This is a genomic window from Streptomyces sp. NPDC048516 (assembly GCF_043199875.1).
Lineage (GTDB): Bacteria > Actinomycetota > Actinomycetes > Streptomycetales > Streptomycetaceae > Streptomyces.
Genome location: NZ_JBICWS010000001.1, coordinates 579,095 through 595,167 on the forward strand (window position 1 = coordinate 579,095; position 16,073 = coordinate 595,167).

14 protein-coding genes are annotated in these 16,073 nt (G+C 71.2%); 3 read left to right on the top strand and 11 right to left on the bottom strand.

Going from position 1 to position 16,073, the window contains the following annotated elements; translation table 11 throughout:
* Positions 1–83 precede the first annotated feature (83 nt).
* A complete protein-coding gene (locus ACGFR7_RS02630) occupies positions 84–1,391 on the bottom strand; it encodes an MFS transporter (protein WP_393312143.1) in 1,308 nt (435 codons plus the stop codon).
* A gap of 353 nt (positions 1,392–1,744) precedes the next feature.
* A complete protein-coding gene (locus ACGFR7_RS02635) occupies positions 1,745–2,320 on the bottom strand; it encodes a TetR/AcrR family transcriptional regulator (protein WP_393312145.1) in 576 nt (191 codons plus the stop codon).
* A 92-nt stretch (positions 2,321–2,412) separates the two neighbouring features.
* On the opposite strand from ACGFR7_RS02635, the gene ACGFR7_RS02640 reads away from it, so the two are divergent.
* On the top strand, positions 2,413–3,552 hold the full coding sequence (locus ACGFR7_RS02640) for an agmatine deiminase family protein (protein WP_393312147.1): 1,140 nt from the start codon (positions 2,413–2,415) through the stop codon (positions 3,550–3,552).
* 87 nt (positions 3,553–3,639) lie between these two features.
* Here the strand turns inward: ACGFR7_RS02640 and ACGFR7_RS02645 are convergent, their stop codons facing one another.
* From ACGFR7_RS02645 to ACGFR7_RS02665, 5 genes are read right to left on the bottom strand one after another with little or no spacing between them, the layout of a single operon-like run.
* Positions 3,640–4,140: a nuclear transport factor 2 family protein gene (locus tag ACGFR7_RS02645; RefSeq protein WP_393312149.1), complete on the bottom strand. Its 501-nt coding sequence runs from the start codon at positions 4,138–4,140 to the stop codon at positions 3,640–3,642.
* Positions 4,124–4,945, bottom strand: coding sequence for a class I SAM-dependent methyltransferase (locus tag ACGFR7_RS02650; protein ID WP_393312151.1), 822 nt, complete (start codon positions 4,943–4,945; stop codon positions 4,124–4,126). Before ACGFR7_RS02650 ends, ACGFR7_RS02645 begins: the two co-directional genes overlap by 17 nt.
* Positions 4,946–4,967: 22 nt before the next feature.
* The gene (locus ACGFR7_RS02655) at positions 4,968–6,239 is read right to left on the bottom strand and encodes an MFS transporter (RefSeq protein WP_393312155.1); all 1,272 of its coding nucleotides are present in this window, start codon (positions 6,237–6,239) and stop codon (positions 4,968–4,970) included.
* A 50-nt stretch (positions 6,240–6,289) separates the two neighbouring features.
* A complete protein-coding gene (locus ACGFR7_RS02660; RefSeq protein ID WP_393312157.1) occupies positions 6,290–8,302 on the bottom strand; it encodes a PEP/pyruvate-binding domain-containing protein in 2,013 nt (670 codons plus the stop codon).
* Positions 8,299–9,669 carry an acetyl-CoA carboxylase biotin carboxylase subunit family protein gene (locus tag ACGFR7_RS02665; RefSeq protein WP_393312159.1) on the bottom strand — a complete coding sequence of 457 codons (1,371 nt, stop codon included), beginning with the start codon at positions 9,667–9,669 and terminating at the stop codon, positions 8,299–8,301. The genes ACGFR7_RS02660 and ACGFR7_RS02665 overlap by 4 nt, the downstream gene beginning before the upstream one ends.
* A 336-nt stretch (positions 9,670–10,005) precedes the next feature.
* Between ACGFR7_RS02665 and ACGFR7_RS02670 the strand changes: the two genes are divergently transcribed.
* Positions 10,006–11,289: a helix-turn-helix transcriptional regulator gene (locus tag ACGFR7_RS02670; RefSeq protein WP_393312161.1), complete on the top strand. Its 1,284-nt coding sequence runs from the start codon at positions 10,006–10,008 to the stop codon at positions 11,287–11,289.
* Positions 11,290–11,523: 234 nt separating this feature from the next.
* A complete protein-coding gene (locus ACGFR7_RS02675; protein WP_393312642.1) occupies positions 11,524–11,919 on the top strand; it encodes a hypothetical protein in 396 nt (131 codons plus the stop codon).
* A gap of 142 nt (positions 11,920–12,061) precedes the next feature.
* Here ACGFR7_RS02675 and ACGFR7_RS02680 read toward each other — a convergent pair whose 3' ends face one another.
* The 4 genes from ACGFR7_RS02680 to ACGFR7_RS02695 form a co-directional block, all read right to left on the bottom strand.
* Positions 12,062–12,427 (bottom strand): hypothetical protein, encoded by a 366-nt coding sequence (locus ACGFR7_RS02680; protein WP_393312163.1) that lies wholly within the window; start codon positions 12,425–12,427, stop codon positions 12,062–12,064.
* 162 nt (positions 12,428–12,589) lie between these two features.
* A complete protein-coding gene (locus ACGFR7_RS02685) occupies positions 12,590–13,465 on the bottom strand; it encodes an HpcH/HpaI aldolase/citrate lyase family protein (RefSeq protein ID WP_393312165.1) in 876 nt (291 codons plus the stop codon).
* Positions 13,466–13,470: 5 nt separating this feature from the next.
* Positions 13,471–14,532 carry an HpcH/HpaI aldolase/citrate lyase family protein gene (locus ACGFR7_RS02690; protein ID WP_393312167.1) on the bottom strand — a complete coding sequence of 354 codons (1,062 nt, stop codon included), beginning with the start codon at positions 14,530–14,532 and terminating at the stop codon, positions 13,471–13,473.
* A gap of 204 nt (positions 14,533–14,736) precedes the next feature.
* The gene (locus ACGFR7_RS02695; RefSeq protein ID WP_393312169.1) at positions 14,737–16,041 is read right to left on the bottom strand and encodes a glycosyl hydrolase family 28-related protein; all 1,305 of its coding nucleotides are present in this window, start codon (positions 16,039–16,041) and stop codon (positions 14,737–14,739) included.
* Between the last annotated feature and the right edge of the window lie 32 nt (positions 16,042–16,073).

Here is a 16,073-nt window from a genome sequence, read left to right on the forward strand (position 1 = left end):
CTGCATCGCCCGAGGCGATGCGGGTGGGAAGGCCGTGCGCGGGGGCAGGCAGCAGGGATGCGGCCGGAGGCGGTGGCGGGCCGTCAACCGAGGGAGGCGGGTTCGGCCGCGCCGGACGCGGCGGCCTCCGGGTCCTCGGCAGGCCCCGTGGCCGGCAGGTCACGCATCCGCCGCAGCGGGGAGAGCAGCAGCGGCAGCGGTACGGCCAGGAATCCCGCCGCACACCACATCAGCGCCGCCCGGGCCCCGAAGGCATCGGCCAGTGCACCGCCGGCCAGGGCACCGAGCGGAAGGGTGCCCCACATCAGGAACCGCAGGGTGGCGTTCATCCGGCCGAGCAGCCGGGGCGGGCACAGGGCCTGGCGGAAGCTCACCTGCGCGACGTTGTAGACCACGGCGCCGAAGAAGACCACGCCGGAGCCGAGGGCGAACAGCGCTGCCCCTGCGCCGCGTCCGGAAAGCGGCCACAGCAGCGCGAACGGGCCGGTGACCAGCGAGGACAGCCAGATGAGCCGGGCCTGGCCGAGCCGTGCGGCGAGCCGGCCCGCGCACAGCGCGCCGGCCAGTCCGCCCAGGGCCGAGGCGGCAAGGACAAGGCCCACCACTCCGGGCGCAAGGCCCAGCACCCGGACCAGGAAGACGGACTGGGTGGCCATCAGTACCGCGGCGAAGAAGTTGCCCAGCCCGGTCGTCACGGCGATCACCCGCAGCAGGCGGTGCCCGCACACAAAGCGCAGCCCCTCACCGATGTCCCGGCGCAGCGAGGCGTCCGGCCGGCGTTCGGGAAGGCTCTCGGGCCGCTTGATGCGCCACAGGAACAGCGCGGAGAGCGTATAGCCGGCCGCGTCGGTGACGATGGCCAGGGCGGCGCCCAGCAACTGGACGAGACCGCCGCCGATGCCGGGCCCCGCGACCTGCGCCGAGGAACGGATCGTCTCCAGCGCCCCGTTGCCCGAGACCAGCTGGTCCTTGGGCAGCAGCTCGGGCAGGAAGCTCTGGTGGGCGACGTCGAAGAAGACCGTCGCCACGCCGGTCACCAGGGCGACGACGTACAGCTGTGCCATCGTCAGCACACCGGTGACGGCGGCCAGCGGGATGCTCGCCATCGCCAGGGCCCGCACCACATCGGCGCGGATCATCAGCGGCAGCTTGCGCATCCGGTCGACCCAGGCCCCGGCCGGCAGCCCGACCAGCAGGAACGCGGCGGTCTCCGCTGCGGTGAGCAAGCCCACCTGGAAGGCGGGGGCGTCGAGTTCGAGCACCGCGACGAGCGGCAGGGCGACCAGGGTGACCTGGGCGCCGAGTTGTCCGGCCGCGGCACCGGCGAGCAGAAGACGGAAGTCGCGCAGGCGCAGCGGGCCGCTGGCCGCGGGTCGGGGTATGACGGGCATGTGGTGACCATCGCCGACCAGTCGATCAAGGGTCAAAACCCGATGCACACTTTCGGTCGGGTTTCTTCACCATTTCCGCACCAGAACCGAAAATCTTTCGCCAGATTCCGGCAGCCACCGCATGAACGCCATATGTTGACACTCCTTGTGAGGAGGGGATTCCGGGGAGGCGGCGAGAGGGAACGGGGCGGTCGTGCACAGAGGGTCACGTACCGGAATCCGACCGAAAACAGTCGTTGATGTCCTCTTATTGACCGAAGAAATCAGTTCCTCCGGTATGGCGTCGCTCCACGGCAAAGGGCCGGCCCCGCGGCCGTGGCAGCCGCGGGGCCGGTCGGGCCGGTGGAGTCCCCTCAGGCGGGCCGGAGTTCCGCCTCGACGGCGCCACGGATCAGCTCGTGCGCCCGCCCGAGCGAGGTGGTACCGCTCAGCCAGCGCTCGCTCACGCCCTCGACCAGGGCGGTGAGCCGTTCGGCCGCCGCGTGCGGATCCGTGCGGGCGAGCGCCGGATCGGCGGTCTGGGCCCGGAGTATCAGACCGGCGAGGTCGTCGTTCCACTCGCGGGTCGCGGTGGCCAGCAGCTCCCGCAGGTCGGGGTCGAAGACGGCGGTGGCGCGCAGCTCGCCCCACGCCGCGCTGTTCTCCCTGACATGGGGGACGTCCTGCAGTTCCCGCAGCAGGATCTCGGTGAGCTGGGTACGGGGATCGTCGGAGACGTCGAGGGCGGCGTCGGTGTAGCGGACCGCACGCTGGTTGATGAACTCCAGGGTGCGGCGCAGCAGTCCGGTGCGGTCCTTGAAGTGGTAATAGATCAGCGCGGTCGAGACGCCGGCCTCCGCGGACACCTCCTCGACGCGCAGCCCGCGGACGCCGCGCCGGGCGATCAGCCGGGCGGCGGCTTCGAGGATCTGGGTGGGCCTGTCCGGCATCGCATGCTCCCGCGGTCCGAGGAATCAAGGTGGCTCGGCTCCGATCATGCCCTACCATCGTCCTGACCGAAATTTCAGTCAGGGGGCTGAGCATGGACATATCCCGACGTCAGACGCTGCAAGCGGCGATTGTCGCCGCCGTGGGCGGGGCCTTGGGCGCCTGCGGTACCCAGGACGCCGGCAGGCCGGCGCCGCGCGGTGAGCGGGTTGTCCCCGCCGGCGCGAAGCCGGCCGGCGGACGGCGGCTGCCCGACGAGGCCCATCCGCACGAGTCGACCTACATGGCCTGGCCCACCCGCCGGATCTGGGGGCCGGACGTCACCGGCGTACGCGACGACATCGCCGGCATCGCCCGGACGATCGCCGAGTTCGAGCCGGTACACCTCCTCGCCAACGAGCGGGAGGCACAGGCGGCCCGGCGGGCATGCGGGTCCGGGGTGGAGGTCGTCCCGGTCCCGGTGGACGACCTGTGGATGCGGGACAGCGGACCGGTCTTCGTCCTCGGGCCCGACGGCATCGCCGGCGTCGACCTCAACTTCAACGGCTGGGGCAACAAGCAGCCCCACGGCCGCGACAGCCGGGTCGCCCGCGCGGTCCTGGACGACGAGCGGATCACCAGGATCGAGGCACCGATCACCGCCGAGGGCGGGGCCGTGGAGGGCGACGGGCACGGGACCCTGCTGGTCGCCGAGAGCTCGCTGGTCAACGACAACCGCAACCCCGGCAAGTCCCGCAAGGACATCGAGCGGGCGCTGGGGGACCTGTTCGGCGCCACCACGGTGATCTGGGTGAAGGGAGTCAAGGGCAAGGACATCACGGACTATCACATCGATGCGCTGGCCCGCTTCTCCGAACCGGGCGTCGTGGTCCTGAGCACCCCGGCACCCGACGCTCCCCGGAACGACTTCACCGGCGCCTACGAACAGGCCCGCACTGTCCTGGAGCACGCCGTCGACGCCCGGGGTAAGCGGCTCGAAGTCGTCGAGCTGTTCGAGCCGGCCGACATCGGGCGACGGGGGAAGGGCTTCCTGGCCTGCTATGCGAACTACTACGTGGCCAACGGAGCGGTCATCATGCCCCGCTTCGGCGACCGGAAGGCCGACGGTGATGCCACGGCCACCCTGAGGGACCTCTACCCGGGGCGGAAGGTGGTGCCCGTGCCCGTCGACAACCTCGGTGAGGGCGGCGGCGGCATCCACTGTGCCACCCAGCAACTCCCCGAGGCCGGCTGAACCTCCCTGCCCGGGAGGGCCGTCGAAGCGGCTGAGGTGGTGCCGGCCGTGGCCGCCCGGGGCCGGGTCCCCGGGCCGGTGGCGGGCTCAGCCGCGGCGCTGTTCGCCGGCCGGCTGATTGAACGGGTCGCCGGCCGGCTGATTGAACGGGCCGTCCGTCAGCGTCCCGTGCTGATCCGCCACGACCGGCAGCCGCGCCATCGTCTCCGCCGGGAGGAGGCCGGTCCGGCCGAGCACCGCGGCCCGGAGCGGGATCTCGACGCGCCGTCCGGTCGGCGGCACACCGGGCAGGATCCAGGGCACCTCGACGTCGTGAGTGAACGAGACCAGCATTTCGTCGACGAGCCGCGTCCCGCCCGTGGTGCGGGTCAGCGGCTCGATGGCGAAATCCGCTGCGGCGTGACCCACGAACCAGCGGCGGTAGAAGTGCCGCACGGACGCCCTGCCGCGGGCGCCCCTCGCCGTGGGCACGTGCACCACCTCCGGCTCGTCCGGCATGGTGGCCATCGTCGTGTCGAGGTCGAGACTGCTGAACTCGCTGGTGGTGTGCAGCTCCCAGACACGCTCCTGGTCAGAAGTGCTCGTCACAGGCGGTCTCCTCGGTCCTCCACCCCCAGGCGGTGAGCATCCCGGGCGAGAGGCCGGCGGACCGGGGCGAGGACAGCTCGTGCACCGCCCGCTCGATCTGCGCCTCGTCCACCCGCCCCGTCGCCAGCATGGCGCCCCGCGTCCGGCCCCACGTATCGGCCCAGAAGCGGCTGATCGCGCTGTCCGGCACCAACGGGGGAACGTGGATCTCGGCGGCCACGTTCAACAGCCCCTCCTCGTGCAGGAGCTGCGGGTAGTCCGGCACCCAGGAGATGTCCGTGCCGATGGTCTCCCGCAGTGCCTGCCACATCGCCCGCATGACCGTGGTGTATCCGGTGGCCGGCGCGATGGCGCTCGTCAGGTCCACGGCGTCGCTGAGCACCAGCACACCGTCGGGCGCGACCAGCGAGACCAGCTTGGCGATCATGCGGCGCCACGAGCGCAGATGCATCAGGACGAACCGCGCGTGCACCAGCCGGAACCGGCCGGGATCGAAGTCCGGGGCGGTGATGTCGGCGTCCAGCGTCGTCAGGCCCGGTGTCCCGTCGGCGCTGAGGAACCGGGTGTCACGGTCCACCGCGAGGACCGTGGTGACACCGGCCGACTCCAGCAGCCACCGCGCGAGGGTGCCGGTCCCCGCGCCCACGTCCAGGCAGTTCCAGCCGGGACCGGCTCCCAGCGCCGTCAGCCGGGCGGCGCTCACCTCGTCGTAGGCGAGCGCCCCCAGGTCGATGCGACCGGCCTCGCCGGTCTCCTCCGGGCGGAACATACCTTCGCCGTAGCGCCCGGCATCCGTACCCTGCACGTCCCCAGTATGACGGTGCGGCTCAGGGGTTTCCTGCTGTGGTGACCAGCTCTGGAACCGGCTCCGCCGCCGGCTGCTTCCGCGGCCTTCCCGGGCCGCGCCGCAGCACCAGCTGCAGGACCAGCATCACCACGCCGGTCACCAGCGCGCTGTGCCACAGCAGCGCGTCCAGCCGGCCCGCGGAGAGATAGGCGCCGGCGGCCACGGCCGCCAGTGCGCACACGGCCCGGTCCACGATGCTCTCGACGGACAGCAGGGTGGCCCGTGGCGCACCCGCCGGAATCGCGTCATTGACCAGCTTGCGCTGGAGCGGATACGCGAATCCGGTGACCGCGGCGAACACGCACAGCAGGACGACCACGGTCCAGGGCCCGCCGAGGGTGCTGCCCGCCAGCGCGGCCGCCATCGCGAGGCTGAGCACCGAGACCCACGCCACCGGTGACAGCCGCGAGCCGAGCCACTGCGGACGGGCCGAGGCCACCGCCTCCGCGACGGTCATGGCGGCCAGCACACCGCCGTGCGATCCCTCCGGGATGCCGTGATCCAACAGCACCGGCTGGAAGAGGTTCACCTGGCAGATCCGCGAGAGCGTGAAGACCGCCACGCCCTGCACCATCAGCAGCGCGAGCCAGGGCGTGGCCCACACACAGCGCAGCGCCGTGGTGGCCTCGCGCAGAAACGCGAGCCCGCCGCGCGAGGACTTCTCGGCCCGGTTCCGGCCGGCGGGCGCCGCCTGCCGCGGCAGCACCACGGCGCAGACGAGCGAGCCCGCCGCACTCGCGGCGCTCAGCACATAGGGCGTGGGGTGCGCGAGGGCCATCAACGGACCGACCAGCGGCCAGCACAGCACCTTCGCCGCCAGCCCCAGCGCCCGCGCCTGCCCCTCGGCCTTCAGGTAGTGCTCTCCCGCGCCCTCGGCCGCCAGGCCGTCGTAGAGATAGGCGCTGGCGGCGCCGGAGGTCAGCGAGCGCCCCGCGGCGATGGCCAGGAAGTGCACCAGGAAGCCGGTGTAGCTGGGGGCCAGGACCGGGGCCAGGTTCGCCGCGGTCATCACGACGGCCCCGGCCCGCAGACAGTTGCGGGCACCGATCCGGTCGGCCACGATCCCGGTCGGGATCTCGAAGAGGCAGAACGCGATGTAGTAGATGCTCTGGATGCCGAAGATCTGCCCGTCGGAGAGCCCCGCCTCGCGCTGGTAGGCGTAGAAGACGGGCATCCACCACAACAGGTTGAACAGCAGCTGGAAGCCGTTGTTGAGCCGGATGATCCGGCGGGCCCGGGGTGTCAGGGACACCCCGGCGGCCCGGGGACCACGGGCTGTGCGCAGGCCGGCGAACGGGCGGATCACAGCGCGTAGGGGCGGATCTGGACCAGGCGGAAGTCCCCCTGATCGGTCATCAGCCACTCGATGTCGAGCGGATGGTCCACATCACCGTCGCTGAAGTGCGACTGGAGCAGCCGCCCGGTCAGGGCCAGCCGGGCCAGCTTGTCGCGGGTGCCGACGGGCAGGTCCTTGCCGGACGAGCCGAGCGCGACGGTGCGGCCACCGCCCTCGACCGTGTTGTACAGGTACTGCAGCGGCAGCGTCGTTCCGTCGACGACCGTCTCGGGCGAACCGGGGGAGCAGTTGAGGTAGACATTGCGGAAGTCCTCGCGCCGGGTCGGGTTGCAGGTCACCAGCACACCGCCGAGCTCGGCCGGCACATACCGCTGGATGATCACGCCCATGTAGGTGTCGTCGAGGGAGATGCCCGCCTGGTGGCGCAGCCGGACGCCGCGCGGCGACAGCAGGGAGGCCCACACCTGGCGTACCGCATCGAGGAGTTCGTCCGCGCCGTGGACGGTGCTGACCGAGTCGTAGACCCCGGCCGCGGAGAACCCGGGCAGGTCCTCGGCGTTGGACGAAGAGCGCACCACGAGACGGCCCCCGGCGTTCGGACCACCGGGCAGCGCCTGGGTGATCTGTCGCGTCACCTCGTCGGGCATGGGGGTGTTGCGGATGAGCTGCTGCAGATGCAGACAGAGCGAGTCCAGGACGTCGACGGCGTCGAGTTCGAGGGCCATCTTCAGCTTGCCCAGGCCCTGTTGCACGGCCGGGGAGGAGGTCAGGAAGCGGTGCTGCAGGGCGAAGGGAAGGGCGATGCCCTCGGGCGCCGCGACGTGACCTGCCACGAAGTCGGCGGCCAGGTCGCGCAGTTCGGCGGGTGTCGCGTCCGGGGCGCCCAGACGGGCCGCGAGGTGGCCGTAGAGGTCGGCGCGGGGCGGCCTCGGCTGCCCGTAGAACGTGGTGAGGTCGGCGGAGCGGCTGTCGAGGACGTGATGGAGCTCCCCGAGGCCGGCCGCCTTGGTGCCGTACCGGTCCTGGTCGGCGCGGCGCAGCCGGTGCAGGAACAGCGCGGGCACGTCCTCCAGCAGGGGCGGTTCCATACGGATCCGCTGCTGGTGCCAGGCCGGGGCCTCCAGCGCCGGGGCATGGCCCAGCGGGGCGAGGGTGATCTCGTCGTCCTGCACCCGGTAGCGGATCCATGCGCCGTCCAGGTCGTCCGCCTCGACGAGGCGGTCCAGGTCGCGGACGATCGCGTTGGGGATGCCCCATCCCGAGGCGAGGACGTTGGTGTGCGAGAGCGGTGTGCCGGGCGCGGTGTTGAGGAAGCCCGCCACCCGCGGTACATCGTCCGGCAGCGACGCCATGGCCACGATGTCGGACCAGCCGAGCCCGCCGGCCGCGGCCGCGTACTCCTCCTGGGTCCGGAAGTAGCGCAGCCGTCCGACGGCCTCGCCGGGGTTGAGCGGGGTACGGGTGCGGTTGCCGAAGAGCTCATGGCCCAGGATCCGGGGCACATGGACATCGCTGATCGCGGCGAGTTCGTGCTCCTGCCCGTGGTTCGCGGGCTTGAGCAGCAGGGGCAGCCGGCCGTCGACCCGGTGGCGGACGAACGTGTAGAACTCCTCCAGCAGCGAGCCGTTCATGGTGTCGGCCTCGGTCGTCTCCAGGACGAGGAAGGGCCGCTCCCGGCCCTCGGAATCCTCGTCGGTGTGCAGCGAGAGCACACCCAGCAGGAAGCGGCGCTCGGGATCCATGTAGACCGAGGCGTTGAACGCGTCCAGGCAGGAGTCCAGATCGGCCAGCTCCATGCCGAGCACACGGGTGGCGATGTAGTTGACGTGGAACGGGTGGGCCGCGGTGTCGAGCAGGTGCCAGGTGTTCTCGATGCGGTCCACCACGACCTTGAGGTAGGGGTGGCCGGCCAGGACGCCGGAGAGGGTGCGGAAGAGCGGCAGGGACAGGTTCTCTCCGACGACGGTGCGGTCGGTGACCGGGCCCGGCGCGCCGGAGGGCAGGACGGTGGTGGTCATGCCTGCGCCTCCGTGGTGCCGTGGGGGAGGACCTTGGGGAGGGCGTCCACCAGGGTCCGGAAGTCGCGGATCACGGTCTCCGGGTCGGCGGCGGACAGCAGGCACAGCGCCGCCATGGTGTTGGCGCCCGCGGCCGGGTCGTACACCGGCACCAGCGTCCCGTCCGGGAGCGAGTTCTCGGCCACCACGGACAGCCGGCTGCCCGCGCTGACGGGCACCGCCTCGCGCACGGTCGGGAAGTCCCAGACGCGCCGGTCCGGCCAGGCCTCCCCCTCGCCGTCGACGGCCAGGACGACCAGCGATCCGGCCGCGCCGTCCGCCTCCTGCGGGGTGCGGGCCCCCTCGGGCCAGGAGACCGGACGCCCCAGCAGGTGGTCGGTGAGCATGCCGATCAGGTCCAGGCCGAAGACCTCCTCGATCTGCGGCACGGTCATCGCCCCGCCGAACCGGGCGGCGGTCTCGATCACCCACATCCGCCCGTCGGCACCGAGCTTGATCTCGGTATGCGTACCGCAGTTGCGCAGCCCCAGCGCGTCGACGGCATCGTGCGCGAGGGCCACGATGCGCCGCTGGGCGTCGTGCGGCAGCGCGGCGGGGGTGATCCCGGCCCGCTCGGTGAACGGCTCCACCGTCGGCATCCGCCCGCTCAGGCACACCGGGCGGAAGTCGCCGTCCACGACGACGCCTTCGACGCTGACGTAGTCGCCCCAGCCCTCCTGGTCGAACCACTCGGACGCGGTGCCCTGCACGATCTCCTCCACGAGGAAGTCCGCCCCGGCACCGGCCACATGGAGCTCGGCGTAACCCAGTTGCGCGGATTCGGCCATCACCTCCCGGGCCCGCTCCCAGGCCGCCGGTACCTCATCGGCGCGGCGGATGGTCCGGTGGGCGGTGGAACCGGCGCTCCAGGCGGCCTTGAGCAGCAGGGGGAAACGGAGCGCGGCGGCCGCGTCGTGCAGATCCTGCTCGGTGGCGACGGGGCGGAACCGGGGCTGGGATATGCCCTGGTCCTGCCAGGTGCGCCGCATCATCCGCTTGTCGCGGGCGAGGGCGCAGGAGCTGCCCGCACCGGCGAGGCCGAGCTTCTCGCAGGCCTCCGCGACCGCGACGACCGCGTACTCGGAGAAGGTGACGACGGCGTCCGCCCCGACCGCCTGGGCCCGGGAGACGATCAGGGACACGAGGTCTTGCCGTTCGGGTTCGGAAGGGCTCAGCACCGAAGCGCACAACCGGTCAGCGGACGCGGCCACGGTGGGCGGGAGCGCGCTGAGTGCCAGCAGGTGCACTGCCGACCGTGCGGCGACCCGTGACAGGGCGTACCCCAAGGGCGGACCACCCTTGGCATACACGAACAGCACCTTGCTCACTGGAATCCGACTCCTCTTCACATACGGGTAGGGGCCTTCGAAACGGCCGGGGACGCCCGACTCTCACATCCGGACGCCGTGCTTCAAGCGAAGCAGCCATGCGGCACACGGTTCCCCGCATCGGGCCGCAACCGCTCAGGCAAATGCCAGAGTTGTGGATACCGTTGATCAGCGGTGAAGGTTCCGTGATGCCGTATGGCGTGCGCAGCGGCCTGGAGGTGCGCGGACGCCGCCAGATCGGCCGAGAACCGGGCATGCCGCACAGCGCCGGGGGATACGCATGGCCATGGCGCGCCGTCCGAAACCGTTGAACTTTTCACCACAAAGGGGCCCGTCGTGGACGAGACCAGTTTGAAGTCGCTGCTCGAACACCTTCCGGTGTCCTGGTGGGAGGCCGATCGTGAGCTGCGCGTGATCGACAGTGGCGGTGGTGCCTTCGACGACACGGTGACGGCCCAGCGGTTCCTCGACACCGTGCGAAGAGAGCTCCCCGAGCCCGCGGCGGCACTCGAATCCAGCCATTGGCAGGCCCAGTTCGACGGTCGTGTCTTCGATGTGAACTGGCCCCTCGGCGTGCCCCGGCAGGGCCGCTCCCGTGGCCTGGCGGTGGAGGTCGCCGCGCGGGCCCCCGGCGTTCGCCGCTACGACGCCTTCGCGGACCTGGCCCCCGCCGCGGCCTTCATCCGGAACGCGGACGGCCGCTACCTCTGGGCCAACCACGCCTATGCCCATCTGTACGGGACCACACCGGATCGCGTCATCGGCGCGTCCATCGCGGACATCGACGGCCCAGCCGACTCCCCGCAGGTCCTCGCCCTGGACCGGGAAGTACTCGCGCGCGGCAAGCCCGTACGGCACACCCTCACCTACCACCGCTCCGACGGCACCAGCGGGCAGGCGGCCGGCCATCGCTTCCCCGTCAGGGAAGGGGGCCAGACCTGCGTCGCGGGCATCTACATCGACATCAGCGATTACACCCGCGCCCTGCGTCAGCGCCGGGAGGCCGAGGAGAACCTGCACGCGCTGCGCGACCACAGCGGACTGGCCTGCGCCCTGATCTCCGCGGGCGGGCGGATCCAGCAGGCGAGCGCCGCGGCCGCCGAACTGCTGCAGACCCGGCTGTCGGACCTCGTCGGCCGCCGTGCGCACACCGTGCTGGCGCCCGCCCCGGAATTAGGAGCCCTGCGGCGCAGCTGGCACGATCTGATAGCCCGCCGCAGCCGGCGGATCCAGACCTCCGCGGTGTTCCAGGACGCCCGCGGCCGGCAGCGCCGCGCCCGGCTGCATCTGACGACGGTCGCCCGGAGCGCGGACCGTGCCACGAGTGTCTGGGCGGTCGTCACTCATCAGGGACTCGCCCATGAAGCACATCCGCAGCTGACGGCAAGTCAGGTACGCATCCTGTCCCTGCTGGCCGCCGGCCGCAGCAACGCGGAGATCGCCACCTCGCTGCACCTCTCCAGGCAGACCGTCGACTACCATCTCAGCCGCCTGCGCGACCTCCTGGACGCCCCGACCCGGCCCGCCCTCGTCGCCCGCGCCTATGTCCTGGGCATCCTCGATCCCCAGACATGGCCGCCCCGCTCGGCCACGGCCTGCCATCCGCACAGCACCACCTGAAGGGGCACGGCCGGCCACGCCGCCGCTCGGCGGACCGGGCACCGGACGGCACGCCGGGGCCGCCGGCCCCCCTCCACGGGGCAGGCGGACGGCGAAGGGTTGGGCCACCCGGCTGATTGTGGCCGACGGGCGTTTCACTCCCCGCGGGTTGAACGGGGCTGCGGGACGGCAACGGCAGCACGATATGTCTGGCAGCAGAAGGACGAAGCGGCGAGGAGCGACGTGAGAAGAATGATGCGGGCGGGAAGCGTGGTCGGGGCGTGCGGGCTGGTAATGATCGGTGCCGGAGTCGCCCAGGCGGTGAGCATCCCGGACTCCCTGCTCTCGGCGGTGGCGGACGCCGACGTCGGCACCGTGACCGGCATGGTCGAAGGGGTGGTCTGCAACAACCGCCTCGGCCAGGTCCATTACAAGTCGCCGGTGATCGCGTCACCTCATGCCTGCATCAACGGGCCGGTGCACAGCGGGAACAGCCTCAACAGCGGCAACTTCATCAACCACGGAAACCCGAACAACAGCGGCAACCTCTCCAACACCAACGGAACCACCAACGGCGCCAACTCCGTCACGGGTGCCTCCTCGGGGAGCTCCAACAACGTGCAGCGGATCCTCGGACTCCTGGTCCACTGATCCGGACACGGCACTGACGGCTCCGGCACGACCCGGGGCGTCACACGAGCGCCCGGCGGACATCCGCCGGGCGATCGTCGTTTCCGCTTCCGGTACCCCGGCCGGCCCCCGCAGTCCCGGGGCCGGCGGAATCAGTGTGCCGTCACAGCTTCTGGGTGCCGTAGGAGCCGATGGCCTGCTGGTTGTTGCTGGACTTCTTCGCAGCCCCGGTGGTGCCGCCGCTGTCGTCGTTGGTGTTTCCCTGGGAGGTCTTCGGGCTGCCGCTGTTGCTGTTGGAGCCGGAAACATGGACGTTCTGCGAACGCCCGGGATTTCCGCTGAGCACCGGCCCGTTGATACAGAGCCTGGACCGGTGCCCGCAGTTGAACCTGGCGTCGAAGCGGGCGACGGTGTCGCTGTTCGAGACCCCGTCGCCGCTGGATCCGGCCCACGCCAGGGTGGGCGCGATTCCGCCTGCTGCCAGGAGCAGGCCACAAGCTCCTGCCATCACGAAATTGACACGTGCCATGTTCTTCACAGTGTGCTCCTGCACCTCATTGATGGTCCCCGGATGTTGGTATCCCGGATGCCCGCATCCACCTAGCAGGAGCAACGGCCCGCCTCACATGTTCACCCTGTCCGATTATGGGATTCACCGATACGGCCCTGCGTGGCCCTGGACGGCCCGGGCCTACCCGCGCCCGTCGAGCGCTTCGGCGAGGGCGAGGATCCGGCGGGCATCCTCGACGTGCAGGTTCTCGATCAGCCGCCCGTCGACGGTGACGACCCCGCGTCCCTCGCGGGTGGCCTCGTCGAACGCGTCGATGATCTTCCGGGAGCGGGCGACCTGCTCCGCCGACGGGGCAAACACCCGGTTGCACGGTTCGACCTGCGACGGATGGATGAGCGTCTTCCCGTCGAAACCGAACTGCCGCCCCTGGACGCACTCCGCCTCGAACCCCTCGGGGTTCTTCACGTCGTTGTAGACGCCGTCCAGGATCACCTTGCCGCTCTCGCGGGCCGCGAGCAGCGCCAGCGACAGCCCGGTCAGCAGCGGCGCCCGGCCGGGGACGTGCTCGGCGTGCAGCTCCTTGGCCAGGTCGTTGGTGCCCATCACCAGCACGGTCAGCCGCTCGCCGGCCGCGGCCACCGCACGGGCGTCCAGCATCGCGCGCGGCGTCTCGACCATGGCCCACAGGGCGGTATGGTCCGGAGCGCCGGCGGCCTCCAGCGCACGCTCGACCTCCCGCACGGTCTCGGCGGACTCCACCTTGGGCACCACCACCGCGTCCGGACCGGCCTCGGCGGCGGCCCGGAGGTCGTCAGCGTGCCAGGCGGTGCCCGGTGCGTTGACCCGGATCGTCACCTCGCGGTAGCCGTACTCGCCGGAGGCCGCGGCGGCCGCGACCCGCATCCGGGCGTCGGCCTTGGCGTCGGGAGCGACGGCGTCCTCCAGATCCAGGATGAGGGCGTCGGCGGGCAGGGACTTGGCCTTCTCCAGCGCGCGTTCATTGGCACCGGGCATGTAGAGCACGGAGCGGCGCGGCCGCAGGATCGCGTCGGACACGGGACTTACTCCTTTTCGGCCGCGGCGTAGGCGTCGCGCAGCTCGGGGTCACGGGCGGCGAGTGCGTCGGCGAGTTCGGCGACCACCTGGCACTGCTTGTAGGTGGCGTCGTCCTGCATCTTGCCGTCGATCATCACCGCGCCGGTGCCGTCCCCCATCGCCTCGATGACCCGGCGGGCCCAGGCGACATCGGCGGGAGCGGGCGAGAAGACCTTCTTGGCGATGCCGATCTGCACCGGGTGCAGGCTCCACGCGCCGACGCAGCCGAGCAGGAAGGCGTTGCGGAACTGGTCCTCGCAGGCGGTGGTGTCCTTGATGTCACCGAACGGGCCGTAGTACGGCAGGATGCCGTGCGCCGCACAGGCGTCGACCATCCGCGCGAGGGTGTAGTGCCACAGGTCCTGCTGGAAGGTGGCCCGGGGCGCGGCGCCGTCCGCGCCGTGCGGGTCCTCGCGCACGAGGTATCCGGGATGGCCGCCGCCTACCCGGGTGGTCTTCATCCGGCGGCTGGCGGCCAGGTCGGCGGGGCCGAGCGAGATGCCCTGCATCCGCGGGCTGGCGCCGGCGATCTCCTCGACGTTGGCGACGCCGGTGGCGGTCTCCAGGATGGCGTGCACCAGGATCGGCCGCCGTACCTGCGCCTTCGCCTCCAGCTGGGCCAGCAGCCGGTCGACGTAGTGGATGTCCTCGGCGCCCTCGACCTTGGGCACCATGATCACGTCCAGCTTGTCGCCGATCTCGGTGACCAGCGTCAGCAGATCGTCCAGCGCCCAGGGCGAATCCAGGCTATTGATCCGGGTCCACAGCTGGGTGTCGCCGAACTCCGTGTCCTTGGCGATCTTCACCAGGCCGGACCTGGCCGCTTCCTTGCGGTCGGCGGCTACCGCGTCCTCCAGGTTGCCGAGCAGGACGTCCACGGTGGGCGCGATGGACGGCACCTTCGCGGCCATCTTCTCGTTGCCCGGATCGAAGAAATGGATCATCCGGGACGGCCGGAACGGTACCTCGCGTACCGGAGTCGGCGCCCCGACGGCCAGCGGGCGGAAGAAGTCCTTCGGAGAGCGCATGCAGTCTCCCTGGTCGGCTCGGAGGGCGGGCCGCCGCCGGGTGCCCGGCGGCGCCATGGGGCCCTCACTCTAGGCCCGTGCCGAGGGAATGCTACTGACCAGTACGTGTGCCGTTGATCACCGTCGGCAGCGGGGCGCCTGCCACGTGGGCCCGGCGCCACGCCCGCCGCCCGACACCGCCGCCCGCCTCCGCCGCCGGCCCGCTCAGGACCCCAGGCAGTCGACGAACGACACCCGGTCGCCCGCACCCTTGATGAAGTCCTGCTGGGAGTGATTGCGCAAGCGGCACATGTCGTACCGGGCCCGGGCGCCGGACCCGCCGCTCTCCGCCTCGTAGGCGTGCCGCCCGGACAGCTGGCACGAGTCGTAGCGCACGAGCGGGCCCTGCGCGCCGATGCGGTAGCGGTGCGGACTGCTGTCCTGGGCAAAGGACTTGAACGCCTGCGCGGTGTCGTCGCAGTCGTTGAAGTGCACCGTTCCGCTGTCCCAGGCGCAGTCGATCACGACGGTGTCCGGGTCGCGCACCTCGAAGCGGATGTCCTCTGCGTGGAAGCGTTGTACGGAGTCGTGGTGCGGGCCGCGCGGGAAACGGAAGAAGGTGCTGGTGTGCCCGTAGTCGCCGGAGTCCTCGGGGCGGCGGCCGGTGACGATGTAGGAGCCGCCGCGGCAGGTGATGGAACCGCCGTAGGGGAACTCCAGGAAGTTGCCCCAGGCGTACTCGACCTTCATGTCGTTGAACCAGTAGTTGAGGAACTGGTCCTGCTGCGGGCGGCTCAGCGACTTCTGGGACAGCCCGGAGTACAGGAACGCCTTGCGGTAGGCGCCGCCCACCCGGCAGGCGTCCCAGCGCATCTCCGAGTTGGTGTTGCTGCCGTCGAGGGCGAGGCCGTAGGTCCACTCGCCGGTCCACTCGCACTCGGTGAAGCGGTAGTCCTGTGCCTGCCCGGTCGAGTAGGAGTAGAAGAACGAGGCGCCGGGGGTCGCGGCGGCGAAGCCGATCTGCTCGAACATCACATTCGCCCAGCTGTCCTCGTTGCGGCACAGATAGGCGTTCTCGTCCTGCCGCGGGGCGAAGAGCAGCTGGGTCATGCGCTTGCCGGCCCCGCGGAACCGTAAGCCGTTGGCCTTGAGCTTTCCGCCCCGGGCGTTGAGCAGGGCGCCGGGGGAGCGGATCAGGTAGGTCCCGGCGGGCACATCGATCACGGTCCGGCCTATGTGGTCCCACACCCGGCCCGCCGCGTACGCGTACGCGCGGGCGAACGCCCGGCTGTCGTCGGTGCGGCCGTCGCCCTTGGCGCCGAAATCCGCCACCACATCGATGACGTCCTTGCCCTTGGGCTTGTGACCGGTGACCGGCGGCACCTTGGCGTCGTCGGACGACTGCCGGGTGGCAGGGGGCGGCGAGGAGTCGTCACACCCGGTGAGGGCCGCCGCCAGCACGGCGGCCGATCCCGCCAGCACGGACCGGCGGGTGGCACCACCGGTTGACGGGGAGGTTCTGCCTGCCATGATGTTGCTCCTTCGGGGGTCCAGTCATCAGG

Bases quoted from the DNA above. Each gene is read 5' to 3' on its own strand.
- ACGFR7_RS02630 (WP_393312143.1), bottom strand. From the start codon at position 1,391: ATGCCCGTCATACCCCGACCCGCGGCCAGCGGCCCGCTGCGCCTGCGC.
- ACGFR7_RS02635 (WP_393312145.1), bottom strand. From the start codon at position 2,320: ATGCCGGACAGGCCCACCCAGATCCTCGAAGCCGCCGCCCGGCTGATC.
- ACGFR7_RS02640 (WP_393312147.1), top strand. From the start codon at position 2,413: ATGGACATATCCCGACGTCAGACGCTGCAAGCGGCGATTGTCGCCGCC.
- ACGFR7_RS02660 (WP_393312157.1), bottom strand. From the start codon at position 8,302: ATGACCACCACCGTCCTGCCCTCCGGCGCGCCGGGCCCGGTCACCGAC.
- ACGFR7_RS02675 (WP_393312642.1), top strand. From the start codon at position 11,524: ATGCGGGCGGGAAGCGTGGTCGGGGCGTGCGGGCTGGTAATGATCGGT.
- ACGFR7_RS02680 (WP_393312163.1), bottom strand. From the start codon at position 12,427: ATGGCACGTGTCAATTTCGTGATGGCAGGAGCTTGTGGCCTGCTCCTG.
- ACGFR7_RS02690 (WP_393312167.1), bottom strand. From the start codon at position 14,532: ATGCGCTCTCCGAAGGACTTCTTCCGCCCGCTGGCCGTCGGGGCGCCG.
- ACGFR7_RS02695 (WP_393312169.1), bottom strand. From the start codon at position 16,041: ATGGCAGGCAGAACCTCCCCGTCAACCGGTGGTGCCACCCGCCGGTCC.